General features: G+C 45.3%; 15 protein-coding genes and 1 riboswitch. Of the genes, 5 read left to right on the top strand and 10 right to left on the bottom strand.

What is annotated here, in order from left to right:
• Window positions 1-95: 95 nt before the first annotated feature.
• Entirely contained in the window at window positions 96-1,085 is a 990-nt protein-coding gene (locus tag AB4135_RS08460; RefSeq protein WP_371992001.1) for a class 1 fructose-bisphosphatase, read from the top strand.
• A gap of 97 nt (window positions 1,086-1,182) precedes the next feature.
• On the opposite strand, the gene AB4135_RS08455 is transcribed toward AB4135_RS08460, so the two are convergent.
• Window positions 1,183-1,485, bottom strand: coding sequence for a DUF3861 domain-containing protein (locus AB4135_RS08455; protein ID WP_371991999.1), 303 nt, complete (start codon window positions 1,483-1,485; stop codon window positions 1,183-1,185).
• Window positions 1,486-1,575: 90 nt separating this feature from the next.
• Window positions 1,576-2,067, bottom strand: a complete 492-nt coding sequence (locus AB4135_RS08450) for a DUF2798 domain-containing protein (RefSeq protein ID WP_371991997.1) — start codon at window positions 2,065-2,067, stop codon at window positions 1,576-1,578.
• Between the two features lie 100 nt (window positions 2,068-2,167).
• Here AB4135_RS08450 and AB4135_RS08445 point away from each other — a divergent pair, with 100 nt between their 5' ends.
• Both AB4135_RS08445 and AB4135_RS08440 read left to right on the top strand, forming a co-directional pair.
• Window positions 2,168-2,608 (top strand): MarR family winged helix-turn-helix transcriptional regulator, encoded by a 441-nt coding sequence (locus AB4135_RS08445; RefSeq protein ID WP_371991995.1) that lies wholly within the window; start codon window positions 2,168-2,170, stop codon window positions 2,606-2,608.
• 244 nt (window positions 2,609-2,852) lie between these two features.
• Window positions 2,853-2,981: a hypothetical protein gene (locus AB4135_RS08440; protein WP_371991993.1), complete on the top strand. Its 129-nt coding sequence runs from the start codon at window positions 2,853-2,855 to the stop codon at window positions 2,979-2,981.
• A gap of 538 nt (window positions 2,982-3,519) precedes the next feature.
• On the opposite strand, the gene AB4135_RS08435 is transcribed toward AB4135_RS08440, so the two are convergent.
• Window positions 3,520-5,310, bottom strand: a complete 1,791-nt coding sequence (locus tag AB4135_RS08435; protein WP_371991991.1) for a flavocytochrome c — start codon at window positions 5,308-5,310, stop codon at window positions 3,520-3,522.
• A 446-nt stretch (window positions 5,311-5,756) separates the two neighbouring features.
• On the opposite strand from AB4135_RS08435, the gene AB4135_RS08430 reads away from it, so the two are divergent.
• Both AB4135_RS08430 and AB4135_RS08425 read left to right on the top strand, forming a co-directional pair.
• On the top strand, window positions 5,757-7,730 hold the full coding sequence (locus AB4135_RS08430) for an ATP-binding protein (protein WP_371992121.1): 1,974 nt from the start codon (window positions 5,757-5,759) through the stop codon (window positions 7,728-7,730).
• A complete protein-coding gene (locus AB4135_RS08425; RefSeq protein ID WP_371991989.1) occupies window positions 7,727-9,106 on the top strand; it encodes a sigma-54-dependent transcriptional regulator in 1,380 nt (459 codons plus the stop codon). The genes AB4135_RS08430 and AB4135_RS08425 overlap by 4 nt, the downstream gene beginning before the upstream one ends.
• A 66-nt stretch (window positions 9,107-9,172) precedes the next feature.
• Here the strand turns inward: AB4135_RS08425 and AB4135_RS08420 are convergent, their stop codons facing one another.
• From AB4135_RS08420 to AB4135_RS08390, 7 genes are all read right to left on the bottom strand, one after another.
• The gene (locus AB4135_RS08420) at window positions 9,173-10,438 is read right to left on the bottom strand and encodes a dicarboxylate/amino acid:cation symporter (RefSeq protein ID WP_220735790.1); all 1,266 of its coding nucleotides are present in this window, start codon (window positions 10,436-10,438) and stop codon (window positions 9,173-9,175) included.
• Between the two features lie 418 nt (window positions 10,439-10,856).
• Window positions 10,857-11,711 carry a hypothetical protein gene (locus tag AB4135_RS08415; RefSeq protein ID WP_371991987.1) on the bottom strand — a complete coding sequence of 285 codons (855 nt, stop codon included), beginning with the start codon at window positions 11,709-11,711 and terminating at the stop codon, window positions 10,857-10,859.
• Window positions 11,699-12,919, bottom strand: a complete 1,221-nt coding sequence (locus AB4135_RS08410) for a phosphoenolpyruvate carboxylase (protein ID WP_371991986.1) — start codon at window positions 12,917-12,919, stop codon at window positions 11,699-11,701. The genes AB4135_RS08415 and AB4135_RS08410 overlap by 13 nt, the downstream gene beginning before the upstream one ends.
• 42 nt (window positions 12,920-12,961) lie before the next feature.
• Window positions 12,962-13,615 (bottom strand): hypothetical protein, encoded by a 654-nt coding sequence (locus tag AB4135_RS08405; RefSeq protein ID WP_371991984.1) that lies wholly within the window; start codon window positions 13,613-13,615, stop codon window positions 12,962-12,964.
• Window positions 13,615-17,289 (bottom strand): ATP-binding protein, encoded by a 3,675-nt coding sequence (locus AB4135_RS08400; protein ID WP_371991982.1) that lies wholly within the window; start codon window positions 17,287-17,289, stop codon window positions 13,615-13,617. Before AB4135_RS08400 ends, AB4135_RS08405 begins: the two co-directional genes overlap by 1 nt.
• Before the next feature lie 321 nt (window positions 17,290-17,610).
• The gene (locus tag AB4135_RS08395; RefSeq protein WP_371991980.1) at window positions 17,611-18,984 is read right to left on the bottom strand and encodes an alanine/glycine:cation symporter family protein; all 1,374 of its coding nucleotides are present in this window, start codon (window positions 18,982-18,984) and stop codon (window positions 17,611-17,613) included.
• 206 nt (window positions 18,985-19,190) lie between these two features.
• Window positions 19,191-19,320: riboswitch (glycine riboswitch) on the bottom strand.
• A gap of 613 nt (window positions 19,321-19,933) precedes the next feature.
• On the bottom strand, window positions 19,934-20,641 hold the full coding sequence (locus AB4135_RS08390; RefSeq protein WP_220735784.1) for a DUF3581 domain-containing protein: 708 nt from the start codon (window positions 20,639-20,641) through the stop codon (window positions 19,934-19,936).
• Window positions 20,642-20,927 lie beyond the last annotated feature (286 nt).

The raw sequence follows: 20,927 nt of genomic DNA, 5'->3' as shown, positions 1-20,927 counted from the left end.
ACTGCCATTCTCAGGTATCATCGCCGACAATAAAAAGTTTAAACCCTCAAATCTCTAACTCAATTTAATACACTTAAATTGTCATAGGAAACAACATGCAGACTCTGGCTGAAAACCTGACATCGCAAGCAATTTCTCCCTCTCTTGAAAAACTGATCCTGACCTTAGCTGACACCTCTATCGAGATCAGCCATGCCGTTCGCCATGGTGCCTTAGCGGGTATTTTGGGCGCAACAGAGCAAGAAAACGTTCAAGGTGAAACCCAAAAGAAACTGGATATCATCACCAATGATATGCTCAAAGATGCATTAAAAGCTGACGGTACGGTCCGCGGTATTGCCTCTGAAGAGGAAGACTACGTGGTTGACGCCGATGCTAACGGCGAGTTTCTTGTCTGTTTTGATCCATTAGATGGCTCATCTAATATCGACATTAACTCACTCGTCGGTACGATTTTTTCAGTACTGCCAGCGCCAGCAGGCGAACTATCAGAAAAGAGCTTCCTCCAAGCGGGTCGTAATCAAGTTGCTGCAGGTTATGTCCTTTACGGTCCATCAACGATGTTGGCACTGACCACAGGCAAAGGCGTACAACTGTTCACCCTTAACCCAGAAACTAACCAGTATCTATTAACTGATCCAGCAATGAGCATCAGCAAAGACACCGCTGAGTTTGCCATTAACATGTCGAACCAACGCTTCTGGGAAGCGCCAATGCAGACATACATTAATGATCTGCTACTGGGCACTATTGGTCCACGTGAAAAAGCCTTTAACATGCGCTGGATTGCCGCCATGGTGGGCGATGTTCACCGGGTACTTTGCCGCGGCGGCATATTCACTTACCCAACAGACAACAAGAACCCAAACAAGCCGTTCAAATTGCGCTTGATGTACGAAGCAAACCCAATGTCGTTTCTTGTAGAGCAAGCAGGTGGTAAAGCCTCAACCGGTTACGAGACCATCATGGATATTGAGCCAACTGAAATTCATCAACGAGTGGCAGTGATATTAGGTTCTGCCAATGAAGTTGACGCTTGCCTTGAATATCATCAAGTTGATTACTCAGAAGAGCCGTCAATCTAAACTGACGTTGCTTTAAGACAGCGTGAGTAAATGAGAAAAGCGCAGTTCCTTTAGGAATTGCGCTTTTTTTGTCTAAGAGCAATCAAATATGAAGCGTCTATTCTGGCTTAACAGCCGCTTTTACTTTGCTCTTCAAGTTATGCATAAAATTTTTGAAATGAGGCATAAAATCAACAAACAGAGGATGTTTGCGATTTTGCATCATCACTGGGCCAAGTAGACGTAAAGCTAGGCCCACCTTGGTCGCTGCAGCTTGTTCTAAACCACTGCTTTGCTTTAACTGCTCAACGATATTAAACAGATCTTCTCGGTCTTGAAAATCAAACTGTAAGCTTTTTACGCCTGCAGACTCCGGGTTAACTTGCTCTACGGTGATGCGATAGCAATTGTCTTTTCTCATATAAACCTCATAAATACTCTCATACCAATCGGTATAAATACTCCAAACCATTAACGCTAAGTTAATGTTTACTCGTCGTTATCGTCGAACTCAGCGTTTTAAAAACCGTTCAATTTTCGGCTTAATTGTCATTGTAATAGTGACCATCGCCAGCAATGCCACTGGTAATGCTGCAATAAGTCCATTAAACCAAGCGTTAAAAAATGCTGCTGGCTCAATAAAGCCAACATGATGAAATGCCGTTGTGAGTGCCAAAAGTGACTCCATAATCACAGCCATCGACACACCGATAACGAGATTACGTTGTTGCTCGTTAAGCCCTGGTAAGAGCTTGGCTGCCAAAGCAGTTAATAGTGTCATGATAAAGAAACCAGCCGGCATCACGGTAACAGCCGCAAGTAAGAAGGCACTGAGCCAATCAGTTAAAAAAGTGTCCGTATAACCAATACTCGAATAGGTCATAATGCCTGTAAACAATCCTCCCATGACGCTCATCAGTGCTAGCAGTAACAGAATTTTATAAATTAAAGGGGTGCCATTTGGAGCGGCAATCGCTGGGGATATCGCAGCTTCTACATTCATACTCGTTCTCCAAGCTTGTAATTACATTCAATCAAGTTGATAATGTCAACTATACATCAAACTAGTTGACAGTGTCAACTAAATTCAAAAGGGGAACGCTATGTCAGGTCAAAAACCATTAGATAGCTTGTTTAATTTAGCGCATACATTGAAACGAAAGATTCATGACCACCTAGAGGAAATGCAACTCGGGATTGCACCTATGCATGTGCGGGTACTGAAAATCATCAATGCCAAAACGCCCTGCACTGCCGTCGACATTGCGAATTTTCTCGATCGGGATAAAGCTCAAGTCACCCGTTTGCTTAATACATTAATTGCCCAAGAACTTATTATTAAACAGCCAAACCCTGAAGATAAGCGCAGCCAATGCTTGGAAGTGACTGCCACAGGAAAAGAGATCACCAATCAAATAACTGAGATAAACAAGCAGATTTTTTCACAGATGGCAGCAGGCATATCAGAGCAGCAGTTAGAAAGTTTTATGGCAGTGACAGATAAAATGATGCATAACCTTGCAGCTCAGCCTGATAAAAGTTAAAGCAACAGTAGCTTTCTTTAGTGTATTTTTATGAGCAAACAAAGAGGAAAGGCGTACCTTTTCATTGCTGTAGTAGCAAAAGCGAGAATGCTTAAAGGAACAGATGCGCGTTGACTTAAACACCATATTTAAGGAAAGGAAAAGTTAGATTTAGGCTAAGTAGTTCCAATGAGCTGCGGTCAGCGTATGTGCAGTCGCTACTGACACTCGCCGCAAGCATGCCAGACTTCCAAGGACGGAGGGAATGCCAAATTCTGTATGGAACAGAATTGGCCTTATGGACTCAACGAAAAGCCCTATTTTCGAAAACCTCAGCCGCATCAACTCTGGGCTGGACAAGCACAGTCATTCGGCTATTGAGTTTTCAATTTAAGAATACAAAAGTATCTATTTCGTATAAATCACAGAAAACCCCCATTCCCCCACCGGAGTTGCCGAAGTACGTTGGAATAAATCGCGTGATGCCGACAGGGATGTCGGCGTAGCTTTCGCGGAGCAGGATGCCCCATCGGAAGCGGTAGTGATTTATCCATAAGTACGAGGAAGACAACTTCGTCTGGGGCGCTAAGGGTTTGTTAAGGGGGACAAGCGCTTTCCCCACTGGCTCGGGTGTGGGCGAAGCGCCACGACTTTCCTCGAACGATAGACCGTAGCAGTATGAGTTGTAAGCTCAGCTCGCTAGTTGTTAGACCCTGTCTAACTAAATGCCAGTGCTCATAAGTGGCAACGCCATGACCTTTTATCAAACAAAGTTTGATTGCATTAAACATTAAGCAACTAAGCGTAAAAGTTGCAGATACAAAAAAGCCTCCATCTATAAGATAAAGGCTTTCAATTTAAAGGTTAACTTAGAGAGAAACTCTGGAGTTAACCTTTAGCTAACTAACAATCTAAGATTAGTTTTTCTTAGACTAATTCTTTTTAGAATAAACCGCTGCATTTTCACCCGCCATTCTACCGAAGGTGACGATGTCAGAAATCGCGTTACCACCTAGACGGTTAGCACCGTGAACACCACCAGTCACTTCACCCGCACCGTATAGACCAGGAATAACCTGTTTCTTAGCGTTTAGAATTTCAGACTTAGAGTCAATCATCACGCCGCCCATAGTGTGGTGAACACCAGGAGTGACTTCAATCGCGAAGTAGTTACCTTCGTTAAGAGCACGCGGTAAGTTTGGACGTTCAAAGTCAGCGTCTTTACCAGCGGTCACGAAGCTGTTGTAGCGCGCTACTGTTTCAGTCAGTGCTTTGCCATCGATGTTCTCTAGCTTACCAAGCTTAACCAGTGAATCTGCCGTTGGGGCAACACCTAGACCGATGTATTTATCGATTTTGCTTAGTGACTTACGTACTGAATCATCAAAGATTAGGTAAGCCGTTTTACCTGTTTGCTCTAAGATAGCTGCAGCAGCTTTGTCACGAGTAGTAATTTCGTTGACGAAACGCTTACCTTCACGGTTAACCAAGATGGCACCGTTACCACGTACCGCTTCAGTTACCATTACACCACCTTTAACAGATAAGGTTGGGTGAGCTTGGATGTACTGTAGATCTTGCATCGCTGCGCCAGCATTACCCGCTACATCGATACCGTCGCCTGTCGCACCGGGTTGGTTAGTTGATACAAAGCCTTTTAGTTTTGGATCAAGTTTCGCTACGCGGTCATTGTTCTTACCGAAACCACCTGTTGCCAATACAACAGCATCAGCTTTAATCCAGTAGTAACCTTTATACATGCCTTTAACGAGTAGACCTTTAACATTGCCTTTGTCGTCTTTTAGAATTTCGATACCACGGGTGTTCATGCGCATATCGATGTCACGCTTAACCGCGTTGTCATAAAGCACTTGAATCACGTGAGCACCAACACCAGCACCACCGGTTGGACGGTGAGAACGGTTGACTGAAGCGCCACCCATACGACCGATGTCAGTTAAATCTGCACCCATTGCAGTTAACCAATCAACTGAACCTTTTGAGTGAGATGCCAATACATCGACAAGAGCAGGGTCATTTAAGTTACGGCCGCCTTTCATGGTGTCTTTCACCATTGACTCAACGCTATCTTCAATGCCTTTGGCTTTTTGTTGATCAGTCCAAGCAGCGTTCATACCACCTGCAGCCAGCTTAGCGTTACCACCAATTACAGGCTCTTTTTCGACAAGAATGACTTTAGCGCCATTGTCATGTGCAGACACAGCGGCAGAGAAGCCTGCGCCGCCAGAACCAATAACCACAACATCTGTGGTGTCGCGTGGCGCTGCCGCTAATGCAGCTTGGCGATCTGATTTGTCTTTTAGTAATTCATCAATGCTTGGCTCATGACGTTCCCACTTTTTAGTGTACGGCATGTCAAAGTCGAAGCTATGGCAAGAGTCACAGTAAACCATTGATTTTTCATGGGCGCTGTGACAAGAAGTACAAGCTATTTCGCCAGGGAAGTGAGATGCGTGTGCGTTGTAGTGTTCGTGTTCAGTCTCTTCTGCCACCTCTTCCATAGTGCCATGACATGATACACACTGCTCATTTTCGTAACTTAGGTTGTCATTTGAAAGCTCGCCATCAGGCATGTGGCAGCTATCACACTCTTGGTTTTCACCATGGAATTCAGCTAAGTTATCAGCTGCCATTGCGTTACCCATTAGGCCTGCAGAGCCTAGAAGAGTTGCAATACACACTGCTTTTTTAAAGTTTTTCATCTCAAATCCTCACTCTCACCAAGTCACTTATCGTTACTTGTAAAAGTCATCACGGTAATTTCGACAATCGTTAATGTTGTCGTCAATTGTTAAGTTCGAACTCATTTTGAGCCTGAAATATGCTTGTCTCAACCAACAGAGCATTCGCTCGTAACAAACTGAACACTTGATCACAGCTTGCCAAATTACTCATGCACTAACGCATAACTGCATGATGGGTTATGCAAAAATGCATAAGTCTGTGTGAGCTAGCTAACATTGGTAAATAAGACCCCCTGTAGAGATCATTTAGCTCTTCAAAGAGATTGCTAGGCTGGAATATACCGCCATGACATCGAAACTTCAGCGGTCAAAAATCGAGAATTACTGCACAGTTAACGTGTATAAGTGCATGCTAAGATTAACTTATGAAAATACTCGCTAAACTTTTATCAACACTGCTCATAATGACTTCGGTGTTGGTCACTCAAACTGCTGTTGCTGAAGAAAGTAGCAGCATTATCTTTGGCGTTCACTCTAAAACCGCTCCGCTTGAATGGCGTAATAACGGTGTAGATCAAGGCTTCAACTTAGAGTTACTTGATCGGATCGGCCAACTCACCGGAAAACGGATAGTGGTGAGACGCAAAACCTTCCAGCAGTTACTGACAGATGTTCATAACCCTGACTCTTTGATTGATGTCATCGCTGTGGTGAGCCCAGTGACAGTCGATCGCGATCTTAGCCAGTCCGATCCGATCTACGCGACTCATGCAAAAGCTTATACTCTACAAGGTAAATCTTTTATCGAAGGCTGGGACGATCTAAAAGGTAAACGCGTAGCGATCAAAAAAGGGGCCTTCGTCGATGTGTATATCTCTGGTAAACAGCAAGATTTTAAAAGAGTTGATGTTGATCTGTACGAAACAGGTTTTCAGCTTCTGATAAAGGATCAAGTCGATGTTGTCATCGCCGAGAACTTTGTTGCCAGACGATTAATGCCTTTATACCCTTCAATTCGCAGCTCTAGTGACCCACTAATCTACGGCGCGTTTAACTTTGTCAGTAATCGTAAAAATGAAGCCTTAATGGCGCATATTAATGATGCGCTACGCCAGCTAAAACTATCGGGTGAATATGACCGTCTAGTGAATAAGTGGTTTGGAACAGGGCGTGAGAAGGTCGACCTTAACTCCGCGCAACAACGTATGCTGTCACTGGCAATTTTTGTTAGCTTGATCTCTGCTGTTGGCATGCTGCTCACAGGTTACGTCAGCCTTAGCTTGCGTAAACGCAGCAAGGCATTAAAACTAGAGTTGGCTCAACGCAAAAAAGCCGAAGCGGCTATCTCTAACCTGTCGAAACAGTTTCAGTCTGTACTCGATGGTATTCCTCATGGGGTTACCTTATTTAACCGCCAAGGCGAATGCCTATGGAGTAATGATAATAACCAACTACTCAAAAACCCTGAGTTCCACTACATCGATGGACAGCCATTTAAGCTATTGCCAAGCCTTATTGAAACCTTAGACTGCAACCGTTCCACGATTGCTGATATGGTTATTGGAAACCAGCATTGGCAACTGCAACTGCACCCCATTGGCGATGATCAAGCGGTTATTCTGCTAGAAGAGACCACAGAGCAGCAACTACTTCGCCAAGCTAATGACGAGGCCAGTCGCTTGGCTTCTCTAGGGGAGCTTTCAGCTGGTATTGCTCATGAGATCAACAACCCCACAGGCATCATCATCCACTCTATTGCGTTTATCAATGATGCCCTTGCCGATCTCGCCATCGCTGCTGATAGCTACCAGAAGCAGAATCCATTTTGGAACATTGCAGGGCTAGCGCCTGCTTCCGCATTGACTGAACTCAATCTGAGTAGCCAATCGATTGTTGAAGGTGCCGATCGTATTAGCCGTATCGTTAACGACTTAAAGCGCTATGCCTTACCGACCATAGCTGATGAATACCAAACGATATCACTTAATGAAGTGGTACAAGTCTCTTTGCGCTTAACAGCCAACCAGATAAAGACCCTAAATGTAGTCACTGACTTATACAGCCCAAGCCCCATTATTAAGGGCGATGCACAGCAGTTAAACCAAGTGCTAATCAACTTAATTCAGAACGCCTGCCACGCCATCGTATTGGATGCTGACACTTATGACAATGACCAGCATATAGTGCTCAAAACCCACGTTGAAGCAGAATTTGCTTACTTGACGATTACCGATAAAGGTCAAGGTATGGACAGAGCAACTTTACAACGGATCACCGAGCCATTTTTCACCACAAGACGCTCAAGTGGCGGCACTGGTCTTGGGCTGTCAGTTTGTAGCCGCATCATTAAAGAACATAAGGCTGATATGCAGATAAAGTCGCGTATCGGTATAGGTACCGTAATCACCCTTCGCTTCCCATTGGAGACTCAAGCATGAAATTAGCCAGAAATATTCTTCTTGTCGATGACGAGGCTTCCTGGTTACGCACCCTTGCAATCACCCTCAATAGACTGGTACCTGAAGCCAAAATTGATACCTGTGTCGACAGCAGACAGGTAATGAATCGCCTTGAAGTCACTGATTACGCATTGGTATTGCTCGACTTGACCATGCCATTTCACTCCGGTGAAGAGCTATTGGATATGATCCGTAATGCGCATCCCAATACTAGGGTCATTATCGTCACCGGTGTCAACGAGGTTGATACTGCAGTACGCTGTATTAAGCATGGCGCTTATGATTACTTTATTAAAACAGATAATGTCGATGACCTTGCCCGCACAGTGCGCCGCGCATTAGAAGTCGTAGGGCTTGAACGGAACTACCTAAGAATTAAAGAGAGCTTTCTAAGCAAAACGCTTTCCCAACCTGAAGCCTTCAATAACATCCTTACTTGTGAGCCTGTATTGCTGGATCAATTTCGCTATTTTGAAGCGGTTGCCCCTAGTCCAGAACCTATTTTGATTCAGGGTGAGAGTGGCACAGGCAAAGATGAATTTGCTAAGTCTGCGCACCAACTATGTTGTCCCGATGCTCCCTTTATCAACGTTAATCTTGCCGGGATCAGTGCCAGCGCCTTTGAGCTACAACTTTTTGGCCAGATTAAAACCTTAGACAATGGCCAGGTTAGCGCTCAAGCTGGCGTGTTACATCAAGTACAATCAGGCTTACTGTATCTTAATGAGATTGGTGATTTGCCAGTAGAAGCACAGGCAAAGCTAGTGGATGTAATTGAGCATAAACAGTATTACCCCATTGGCAGCGATAAAGCCTACCCTGTGCTGTGTAAAATCATCACCTCGACGCAACATGACCTGCTAGCCTTAAGCAAAGCGGGTAAATTCCGTAACGACCTTCTTTATCGTCTGCGTTCTCACACCATTAAACTGCCTCCGCTTAGGCAGCGTAGGCTCGATCTATTCATGCTAATCAATCATTTCATCAGCTTAGCTGCTGAAGAGATGAACCTACCAAGGCCTGATCAGCCAAGTACCCTTGCCGCACAACTCGCAGACTATGAGTTTCCAGGCAATTTACATGAGTTAAAAGGGATGGTTTTTGATGCTGTCAGCAGAAGCGATGGTATTCAACTCAATATCAGCCCGTTTATGGAAGCCATCAACCTAAGTAAGGTAGTTGCAGAGGAAAGTGATCAGTTAGTCTTTCCAAAAGAACTGCCGACATTGGCACAGATGGGAGATGCATTGATTAATGAGGCGATGAGCCGCACCGCTAACAGCCAAACCGCAGCAGCAAGAATGCTCGGCATTAGCCAAAGCGCACTCAGTCGTCGACTAAAACAAGAAAAATAACGCTCGAGAATACCTACAAAAAACTCGCCTATTTAGGCGAGTTTTTAGGATTAAGCAGCCCTTAAGCTAGCTTGAGGTAACACTATTTGATGCAGTCACTAGCTTAGCTTCTGCACGCTTCTCTGTTTCATCAACAATGGTCAATACCGCAGCGTCTCCGACTACGTTACATGATGTCAGCACCATATCGATGAGACGGTCAAGCGCGGCCACAATAGCGAATGCTTCAACCGGTAGACCCATCTGATGAATAAGCACGCCAATCATCACCATTCCGCCACCTGGAACACCGCCAGCACCAACAGACAGTAGGAAGATGCTAAACAGTAGCGCAGGTAACTGATCCATGCCTATTGGCGCGCCAAACGCATTCGCAACAAAGAAGATAGCAATGGTGATGTAAATTGATACGCCGCCCATATTCATCGTTGCCCCCAGCGGTACGCCAAAACCTGCTACGGCGCGATTAACACCCAGCTTCTCAGTTAAGGTACGCATTGTTACTGGGATAGTAGCGTTTGAGCTGGCGGTTGAAAGTGAAAATAGGATCTGTTCACGGGTTTTTGCGCGGAACTCTTTGGCAGATACTGGAGTAAACATGCTTACAGCAAAAGGATAAACAACAAATATCCACAACAGCAGTAAGCTTAGAATGACCACAAGGTATTCTAATACGCTACCAAATATCGCAGCTTCAAGGGTTGCGCCTAGCTTCAGCATCAATGCGAACACACCAATAGGCGCTAACTGCATGACCACGCTAATAAGCTTCATCATGATTTTGTTGGCAACCTGAAAACCGCTCACTGCGCTTTTAGCTGTTTCACCAAGTGACTTAATCACGCCGCCTAGCAAAAGTGCCATAAAGATTACTTGTAGCATATTACCCGATGTAAAGGCGGCAACAGGGTTACTAGGCACGATACCAACAATAAGTTGTACTAAGTTTGGTAGCTCTGTAGCAACGATATCAACACCACCACTGCTCGACATATCAACGCCTTTTCCCGGCGCTAACAGCAAAGCGACAGCTAATGCGGCAAAAATAGCTACTAAGGTATTAATGATGTAGAAGCCAAACGTTTTACCGCCTAAGCGGCCAAAACTATTGAGATCTTTCAGCTCGCAAACACCACATACAATTGAAACAAACACAAGTGGTACCACTAACATCATGATCATATTAACGAACATGGTGCCAGCGCCGGAGGCGATATCTACCACTGTACCGCTGAAGAAACCGATATCTGCGAGGAAGTATTGAATGATCGAGCCGAGGATCAAACCTGAAAATAGACCGATAAAGATCCGAGTAGAAAGTGATTTAGTCATTAACTTGCCTTATATTCGACACGTCTTATCGCATGTCTTCTATTGCCTTCAATCTTGGCAGCTTACTACGAAGCGCCTATTTGTGCAGGGATAGTGAAACATGCTGGCAAAAATTTCAATCAAAACTACTGAATTAGTTTATAAAACAATCTAACAACATTTAAATACGAACAAAGTAAGCCACTGTATAACCAGTAAAATTGGTTGCACTACCGAAAACCAAGCTTAAGCAACTTTTACACCAGCAACACTGCGGCAACCCTATTGAAACAAACAAGCAAAAACACGGCAGTGATAATTACTGCCGAACAACCGAATTACAGAATAAACAACTAAACACACACTACGAAACAATCAGTATCACTAACTTTACTTAATAGGCAGTGTTATCTAAAGCGAAACAGCTGAATATTTACGCTTAACAAGCTCGTGAATGGGTAATCAATCCTAGCTTATGAGCCAGCAGATGCTGCTGCTTAATGCTGACTTGATACTCGATAATAAACTGTTGCATTGCCTGCCAGTCGTTGCTTTGCTGGCTTATATACTTAAGCTGCTTATATTGGGCTGTGTAGTCTTCCGTAGAGCTTGCGGTAACGACTAATGATGAAAGAGCCTCAATGCTTGGAGCAAGCAGTTGTGTGACTCTGGGGGTAGTGAGTGCGATTTGTATACCAGCAGGATCGACATCAACAAACGCCACAACAGTAATCCTTTCAGGTAACTGTTCAAGCAAAGCGCTAAGTCCTTTAGCCAATCCGTTATGCCCTCTATACACCACTAGTACATTATTGAGCGATTCATCGACCGAAAAATGATGCCAACAATCAAAGGCATCGAGGTTTTCAACAATCACTAGGTGAGTAATCCGTGTAGTCTGAGACTCCAATAATTGAATAACCTTAGCGAGCGGTATTCTAAGTGAGCACTCTAGTGGAAGATTCGCGTAAAAAAGTTGCGGTTTGAGCAGTACAAACTGCTCATCAGGAGATATTGTCGCCAGCTTTTCATAGCGACTATGCTTAGCGACCTCAGCGCGAGCCCCCTCGAAGGAGTCTTTGAGTAGCTCGCTACCAAAATAAACCGTCGACATTTGGTTCAGCTGATGTAGCTGCTCAGCACTAAATCGCAACGCTCGGCTAGACTCATCAACATCACCCACTTCCAGCTCTGCAAATATCTTTTGCCAATTAGCGCTAAAGGGCACCTTGCCAATGCGCTTTCGCAGCACATTGGCAATCAAATTGGCATGGACTTTTGTTAGGCGAGCCATAGCTCAACATCGCGAATCACGAAGTTACCAGTATAAACAGGGTCGGATTCACCGATAGCTTCAAGCTCAAAGTATTGTCGATGCTCTTCAGGCAAGCCTTCATAACCACAAATGACTTGATACAACCAACTTTCACGATCCCAGCTTAACGCTTGCTCATCGAGGTACTCCAATGCTGATTGACTCTTGCCTGAATCAATCACCGCACAGAAGTATGCATCAACCGCTAACTTGAGCGGGTTATCGGGAATATCAAAGTCTTCAGTTTGGCTAAGCGACACTGATACATCTTGCTCGGCGGTTACCTGTCCAGCATTAAGCCTGTCGATACGCTTAATATTGGAAACAATTTCAAACAGCTCAGGCTCATACAAAGTACTGTGAACATCTACCGCCGCAGGCGCAAGTAACGCTTCGGCGCAGTTAAACAATGCAGGCAGTTGTTTATGGCTAACATGATCCGCTGGATGATAATCTGGATGAAGATCGGTATAAAGCAGCCAGCCTTTAAGTAAACGAGTACGACCTCGAATTTGACGGAAACGACCAAGCAGCTCAAGCAGGCGTCCCTGCACCACACTCAACTCTTGCGTACAATCGCTCAACGTATCTTGTAACGTGGTAACCAGTAACTTTCTCAGTTCACGAATATCACCCGCTATCTCGGTAAGCTCGCTAAACTTGAACATCTCTAAGCCGTTGAGTAGCTCTGTCACTTGCTGTTGTGCCAATTCGTTTTCACGAATTTTAGCGTTGATGGTGCCGACATAACCAAACTCGTTGTTAATACGGCTCCACAGCACTCGTATCGAATAACGTAGGCCATCAGCAAAGCTATAGACATGCTCACTTAAGTCAGCAAGGTAAGCCTCAGAGGCAGCGTAATCAACATTATGACGCGCTTCCTTATAATGATCAGCCAAGGTTTTAATACTGGCCAGCGAACTGCCAACATTAGAATCTATCTGACGGTTTCGCTCATCACTTAACGCTTCCTCTAATAGAGCACGCACAGAGCGCTTTAAACGCAGCTCTTGCTCCGCTTCAGGCCGCCACAATATATCGCTTTTACGTAACTTTTCTATGGCAGCTGCATTAGTTTCATCTTCTGACACCGAGCCCGATAGATAAACATCCATCACCAGCTCAGCGTGACGCCCAAGCTGTTTGAGCAGCTTAACCCCTGCTTGATGTAAGTTACTGCTCATCGCCAGCTCCTAGTTCATCCTTGTATTGCAGTTGATTGCGCATCAAACCAGATCCCTCTGTGTCGCCGTTTCAGCTTGTGCCTCTAAGCTTAAGCCTTCAGTTTCATCAATAAAACGGATCACTTCATATAGGTAATCGAGCTTGCCGGTGGCGATGAAAATCTGTTTCTCAGCGTTGGGTTTGGTTAAATACCCTAGCTCCACTAAGCGCTTAAACACCAGTTTTATCTGCGCATCAACATTACTACTGGTTGAACCAAATAGACGGTAATGACTGATTTTAGCTAATTGCTCACGAAAAGCCGGCGTATCTTCAATGCGAGTCTGTAGCTCTGTCAGTCTAACTGCGGCGCCTTCAGATAACGGCGCATCTTGACCACTGCCCTCTTGCACTAACACCAGCCATTCCACCAGCGGGATAAGCGCATTACAGATATCTTTAAACTGCGACGAAATGACCTTACGCTCACTTTCGCCTAGTTGCTGATAACCGCAAAAGAACACTTCACCTTCGCCCGCCGATCCAATCGTACGGTTTATCTGGTTTAAGTAGACCTCAACACGCTCACGGGTATCTGGATTTTTCAGCGCGCGCCAGCCATCTTCATCGGTGGTACGGCAAATAAACTCGCCCTTTAATAAACGTTCAATCAGCGCACTGGTACCCACTAATGTAGTTTCTGTTACTTGGCTCATTATACAGCCTCCTGAGTACGTCGCTGACTAAGCTTTTCGGCAATCGAGTTAACCTGCGGTTTAACCACCTGCAGTTTTTTGGTTTGTTTATTAATAATGTAACGGTTAGCAAACAAGCTAAGCACCTCAGATTCAGGGTTCGGGAATGCACCAAGTACTGAAATATTGTTGTTTTCACACGCATCAAAAATCTTTTTCACGTTACCGTGATGCAAGGTCCCCAACTCATCGATAGGCCAATGAATAGTCACCTCTGCACGACCACGCAACAAACGGGTAAAGGCTAACAGGAACTTACACAGGATCAGGTAAGCCATACCATGACTTGATGACTCATTAAGTTGTCTATCGGTACGAATAATTAAGTCGCTATTGCCCTCTTTCAAACGCAGTTCAATCTCAAGTAACTTAGAAATCCCGCCCGATAATGCTGCACGGCCAATAATATCTAACGCACGGCGCATACTATTGGTGTAATCCTCTCCCGGTAGCTCGCTAAAGCCGTCGGCTTTCCATTGACGGAACGCTTTAACAAAAGCTTCAAGCTCTGGCCAAAACTCTAACTCGCTAATACGCGAGCGGATCTTGACCGCAGATTCCGATACCCCATCAAGGAATAACTCTTCACCCACTTCACGAGTAATACGCGCACTTTGGGTGGCAATACGGCGGTCAATATCGGCAAGTACATCGTAAAATGCGGTGAGATCAACACCGAAGATCCGTCCCTGTTCACGCAGTGCCATCATAGATTGCGGCACCATCACGTTCAGTAACTGCTCCAGGCGTGGTACCAACTTGCGGTAGTCGAGAATACGAATGCCTTTATCATTCACGAAACTGGCTTCTTCGCGTGCGCGCTCCCACGTCTCTGACAAGCTAGAACCTGACTTACTGGCAATGACTGAATCAAAGTGTTCAACATATTGCTTCACCGACCCCAGCAGTGAGTCACGCTTTAGCAGCTGATCTTCACCTTGACGTAGACGTTCGCTCAGTCCGCCTTGAGCATCCTCATTATTAGCTGGCAGTTTAAGCTCGGTCAGTTTACGCATAACGCTACGCAGCTTAGTTAGATTTTCTGACGCTTCAACTTGCACAGTATCAGAGCGTTTGCGTTCGCTGTCGAGTTCATTACGCTGTGATTTAACCTCATTGGATTTTGCTTTAAGCTGCTGCTCTAACGTCAAGCTGGCTTGCTTTACTGTGCTTAACTCAGTTTGCAATTTAGGCTTACGCTTCAACCAAGTATGCTGATACCAGTCGTCATAACGCAGCACTTCACTACGGCGTTGTTCCGCTTTGCTGATATTAGCCTCAAGGGTGCGGATCTCGTTTTTTAGCGCGACAATTTTAGCTTCATCGATACCGCGAGATTTAAGCTCATTCTTGTACCATTGCTCACAGGCTTTTTGTTCACTTTTAGCGTGATCTCGGCGATTTTGAATATTCGCTTTAACCTGACCAAGCTGGTTGTCTAACGCACCAACCACCTCCTGCCAATATGCATTTTTCTCCATGCGCGCTTCTAACGCCTGCTCTTTTTGCTCTTCAAGCCACTCTTGTTGCTGTTGCTTTAATTGCTTCAGCTCGCTGTCGAGTCTGGCAAGTTGCTTTTGCGATGCAGACTTTCGCTCATTCAATGCTTGGTTGATCTTCTCTTGCTCAGCGCGTTTATCATCAAACAGCCGGCGCAGATCGTCGCGGCTATTTTTATAGGCGGTGCGAGCAAATGTTAGCTCACGTGCCATGGCATCGAGCTCGCTATTGACGGCCACTAACTTGGACTCAGCTTCTGCCTGTAACTCTTTAGCACTGGTTAGCATCTCCTCGGCATTAGCATGCTTGATGCGCAGCTCCTGCTCAGAGGCGGCGTACTCAGGAGAATCGATCGCTTTTAGATCGAGCGCTATGCCATATAGGGCTTCAAGATTTTCACCACTGATAGTCGGATGCAAGTCGCTACGGTGCAGTAGATCTGAATTGATCACCTTACCTAAGGTGTTTTCCCAGCCGTTGGCTTCTTTACGCAAAAACTCAAGTAAAGTGTGCGACTGCGGAAACAGGATATGGTGCAGCTCTTCAAGCTCGCTTTGGCGCTCTGTGACTCGAATACCAGCAACCCGCAAGCTTTCATTGGCTTGATCGCGTTTGGCGCGCAGCTTACGCTCTTCACTTGTAAAGCGATCAACCTTGGCGTTACAGGCTTCTTGCTCCTCATCGGCGCGGGTAATTCGCTCATCAAACACTGCTAACGCTAGCTTTTCCTCTTCCGAATAGGTCACGCTATCAACGCGTACTTTCAGTTCTGCGGCAGACAGCTTTAATTGATAGGCTTGCTCACTAAATTTTGCCTGACCTTTATCGGTCGCATCACGCCATTGCTCTTCCAATGCTGCTAATTCAGTTCGGCCCTGCTCGCGCTGCTTATCACGGGACTCTCTTAAGCTGTCTTGCTCTTGGTGCAAGTTTTCCAGCTCTCGGTTAAGCCCTTCACCAATTTTACTGCGTCGGGCGTTGTATGCCGCTTCAATATCTTGGTGTTTTTCAGTTTGTAACTTATGCCGCTCCGACAAGTTCTCTAAAGTACCGCGCCAGCTTGGTAGCTGCTCGAGATCTAGCTTGGCCTGTTCAATCTCAGCGTCTTGAAATGAGGCGTGTTGATCTTCAATTGAGTCTAGCTCTTGTTCACACTTAGCCACATCGCCTTTAGCCGCCGACAAGTCTAGGTTGAGCTCGTCACGTTGCTCTTTCCACTCTTCATCTAACTCTCTGAGTTTAGCGTTGAGTGCTTTTGACAAATCTTGGTGGTGCTCTTGTCTTTCGACCTCATCACTTTCATCTTTGCTGTAACCGCGGCGCAGGCTGGCGAGTCGCTGCTCGGTGCTTAATAGCTGGTCAAATTCTTGCTCAAGCTTTTCAAATTCTGGACGAATAAGCTCAAAGCCCTGAATAAGTTGGCTCTCCTTAATCCAAGACTCAACATGTTGTGGGTTAATGCGAGAGCTGGGCGGATTAACACCGTCCTCTTCTAAGATGGCGGCGATCATCGACTTGATCGTCTCCATCTTGCCCTCTTTTGAATGCACCGCTTTCGCCAGTTTTTCAATATGACGCAACGAGTGCTCCGCCTCACAAAGCGAGAATTGACGAGCGTAATTGCGCAGCTCAGTACGGTTACTGCCTGTGCTCAATAATGCTCTATCGTTTTGAATAATCGCCCTAAACTCACGAGTATTGAGTAGATTAGTGACCGCAATGCCCGCGCGTTTCATCTCACGGCCAAGCTCAGCCATGGTATAGCATTGAATATTGTCGCCCTGCTGGGTTTTAATATAATCATCGAGCTCAAAGCCTTTACCGATAAAGCGGTAATTAACCCCTTTACCGTCACCAGCAGAGGCCAATACCGCTTGATAAGCGAGTCCGTCAGACTTGATATATTCATAGATGATAAAGCTTGATTCATGCGGCAGGTACCAGCGCTCAAAGCTATCACGAGTAGAGGGGACGACTCGGCTTGGGTACTCACCATAAAAAACCGGCACCAAGCGTTGCAGCGTGGTTTTACCCGATGCGTTAGTGCCGCATATGTTGGTATGGCCATCAAGGGCGAGTTCAACTACGCCTGGCAAGTGAGTATCAATTAGTACGATGCGATTTAAGCTTGGCATTACATTCCTTAATCCAAACGCAACTTGCTAGGCAAAAGTGGCTAGCAAGCTGATACGTGTCGCATTGATAGCAACACGCATATAAAGAGGTTGATAATAAAATTAACTGGTCACTAAATTAAAGGAAAGCGCCGCGCTTGGCAATCATCGCCAGGTAGCTATTTTGCTGACTTTAGTGACTAAATAAAGGAAGCGCGATCATACGCCACTTTCTGCGATGAAGGTGCTCAATCAATCGGCAATTGAGCACCTTACTGAAAACAATATAAGAGGTATCAATTTGCGGCAGTGATAACCAGTTATCGACTACCGCACAGCAAGCTATTGAGTGCGCAATTCATCAAGTACTGCTGCACGCCGTTTAGCAAAGTACTTGTCGGTTTCCGCCATGATCACATGCCGTAATCCGATAAGCGCGATCAAATTAGGGATCGCCATTAAACCATTAACCGTATCGGCAAGCATCCAAATCAAATCAAGTTTGATAAAGGCGCCCACCGCAATCAAACTAAGAAACATCAGCTGATATAACTTAATGCCTTTTTCTCCTAGGCGCTTACCAGTTAGGTAGTACCAACAACGCTCGCCATAATAATGCCAACCTAAAATAGTGGTAAAGGCGAAGCAAACCAAGGCAATGGTCACCACGTACTGTCCGATAATCGCAGAGCCTCCGGCGGCAAATGCGGCGCTGGTCATGGCAGCTCCCGCAGTATCACCACTCCAAACGCCAGTAATAATCAGCACAAGTCCGGTCATGGTGCAGATGAGAATAGTGTCGAAAAATGTGCCAGTCATGCTGACCATGCCCTGCTCAACCGGCTCATTGGTTTTGGCCGCAGCGGCGGCAATAGGTGCACTCCCTAAGCCCGATTCGTTAGAGAATACTCCTCGTGCTATACCAATTTGTAGTGCCTGAGCAACCGTTGCCCCTAAAAAGCCACCCGCTGCTGATATCGGCGTAAAAGCGGAGTGCAGCACAAGTTGTAATGCAGGCAATATTTGATCGGCAAACAGTAGCAAAATCCAAATACACGCTAAAACGTAGCCCAGCGCCATTGTTGGTACTAACTTTTGCGCTACGTTAGCAATCCGCTTGACGCCGCCCAACGTCACCGCCGCCACCATTAACGTCAGCACAATGGCTGTAGTCCACGCAGGTACATCAAAGGCGATAGTCATGGCATCACTAATGGCGTTAACCTGTGCAAACGTGCCGATACCAAAAAATGCCACCCCTACGCCAAATACAGCAAATATTTTTGCCAACCACTTAAGACCAAGGCCGCGCTCAATGTAGTACATCGGGCCGCCAGCAATATTACCGCGGGCGTCGGTAGTGCGATATTTAACTGCCAACATACATTCTGCATATTTAGTTGCCATACCAAAGAAAGCGGCTAACCACATCCAAAATAGTGCCCCTGGACCACCAATTTTTATCGCGGTGGCAACCCCGACTATATTCCCGGTACCTATGGTTGCCGACAACGCGGTACATAACGCGGCAAAAGAGGACAGGTCACCTTTGCCACTTGCAGGCTTAAACAGCAAACTGAGTGCTAACGGCAGTTTAAAAACTTGGATCAGCTTTAATCGGATAGTGAGGTAAAGACCGGTACCAACCAGCAAACAGAGGGTGACAGGCCCCCAAACAATGGCGTTGATATCAGCTAGAAGTGCTTCAAAATTCATGGTATTCCTCGAGTATTAAACAACAGAACTCGCTATATTCAAACAGTTTGAAATAGGAGTTATTAATAATCGGAGGAGGAAAAGAAATGGCTAGTGTAGCGTGCTGCCGAGCGCAGCAAACGGTTTATCTGCCTCGAATGAGGACAGAAAAGGCGCAGCAGCAAACGACAGTGACTAATATCGATTTGATAAAAGTTAACACAGTCATCCTCTCCTCTGTCCTTTTGCCTGAGCGTTTCGCGTTAACAAAAAATGCTAACACTTTCGCCTTCGGCGCTGTGCGTCAATCAAGCTCACAAACGCTTAATTGCTCACAGTCTCTCCAGAGGCTCGTCCAGTAACAGTCCTCACCACATATACCCGTTCTACTTGAAGCTGCTCGTTTCAGAGGCATTGTGCCAGTTCAATTCTAGGCGCATTAATGTAGAAATGGTTATTCCCTTTTAAATTAGTGCAACAACGAAGTGGGCTGACACAAAGCCTTCTGCGATGGGCTTTAATGGACTTTACTCAGTGTTATTGATTTTACCAAGGGAATAACCATTAGTGGCAATCAATGCCGTGATTAAAGTCCATTAAATTCCCACTGAATCCTGCATCTCCAGGTAGAACGGGTATTAAGTGGCACCTGAAAGAGTGCTTTGCTTAGCATGATTAGCTAAATCAAAGTTGCCTCGTCGGTGTGGGGTTACTCCCCACTCTCCTGCTACCTTCATCCGAACGGATCCCATTAGCTTTGATATAAAAGCTAATGGGTCAAACAGAATGCGTTATCTATCCTCTAGCCTCAAGTGAGCCAGCTCACAGTTTATTCACTCATAAGATCAAATCGGATTGGCTGCTGTTTTAATCATCGCTTAAAAACAAAAAACCGACTAATCACCAGTGTCATTAGTCGGTTTATCAGCAATCGTTATCGACTGTCCGATGGGAAGTTAAGCGCTATTGCTTAGCCAGCATAACTGAGGCGACGCTCTTCATATTTATCAAACATCTGCTGCGCTTGATCATCAACATAGGGGCGTAGGCCACTCATCACCAAAGTTTTAATGCCGGTACCCACTAACTTATCGCCACTGTGTAATTCGAAAGTTAGCGTCACATCACCACGTTTACCTTCAATTTTTAAGTCTTGCTCAACCAAGGTCAACTCAACCTCGGTAAAATCGAGAGTCGTTAAGTCAAAAGACATGCTCTCGTAAATCACTAATGGTCTGGCAGGGTTAATCATCATTTGGCGCTGCTTCATCATTGGCACCAAAATATGCATAAAGTTAAGGCCTGAAAACGCCACATACTTGCGAATAAAAGACTCTATTTGCACATCACAATGACGGACATCGCCACTACGGTGCACATTTAGGTAGCATTTGTCTTTGTCATCTCTAATATCGAAATCTTCTTCAACGGCTGCTGGGAACTGCAGCTTAACGCCATCACCCACCATACCTGCAAAATTAAAGGTCATTTTCTGGCTTAGACCATATTCATTTAATACTAAAGAGAAAAGCAGATCGCCCGGTACACAAAAACGCTTTGCGGCAACGTCATGGATTGGATTGAAATCATGGGCAACGCTTTTAGCAAACTCACTCGCTTGTTCTGGAGCAATCACAACAGACTGGTTTGCTTTTTTAAAGAAAGAACTTAGGAACATAATCACTCAACAATCTTGTTAGCCTTCAAAGTGGCCGAGCATTGTATACCATGATTGAATTTTGACTCACCCGATGACTTCAACGAGTCATTTTTACGCTCATTTAAGTCACATTCTATAACCAAAAACTCTCACCAAAAATAACTTGTTCTAAGCCAATTCATATTAAAAATGGCTGAAATCGCTATTTTTTAGAGCGAATAAAATAAAAACGCCTCTCACCCACTTAAATGTAAAGAAAATAATCGCAATATACACCCCCAACAAAATCGGTAACTACTTGTTT

Source organism: Shewanella sp. 10N.286.54.B9 (assembly GCF_041468565.1).
In the GTDB taxonomy this organism is placed as follows: Bacteria; Pseudomonadota; Gammaproteobacteria; order Enterobacterales; family Shewanellaceae; genus Shewanella.
This window is presented reverse-complemented; position numbering and strand designations above follow the sequence as displayed.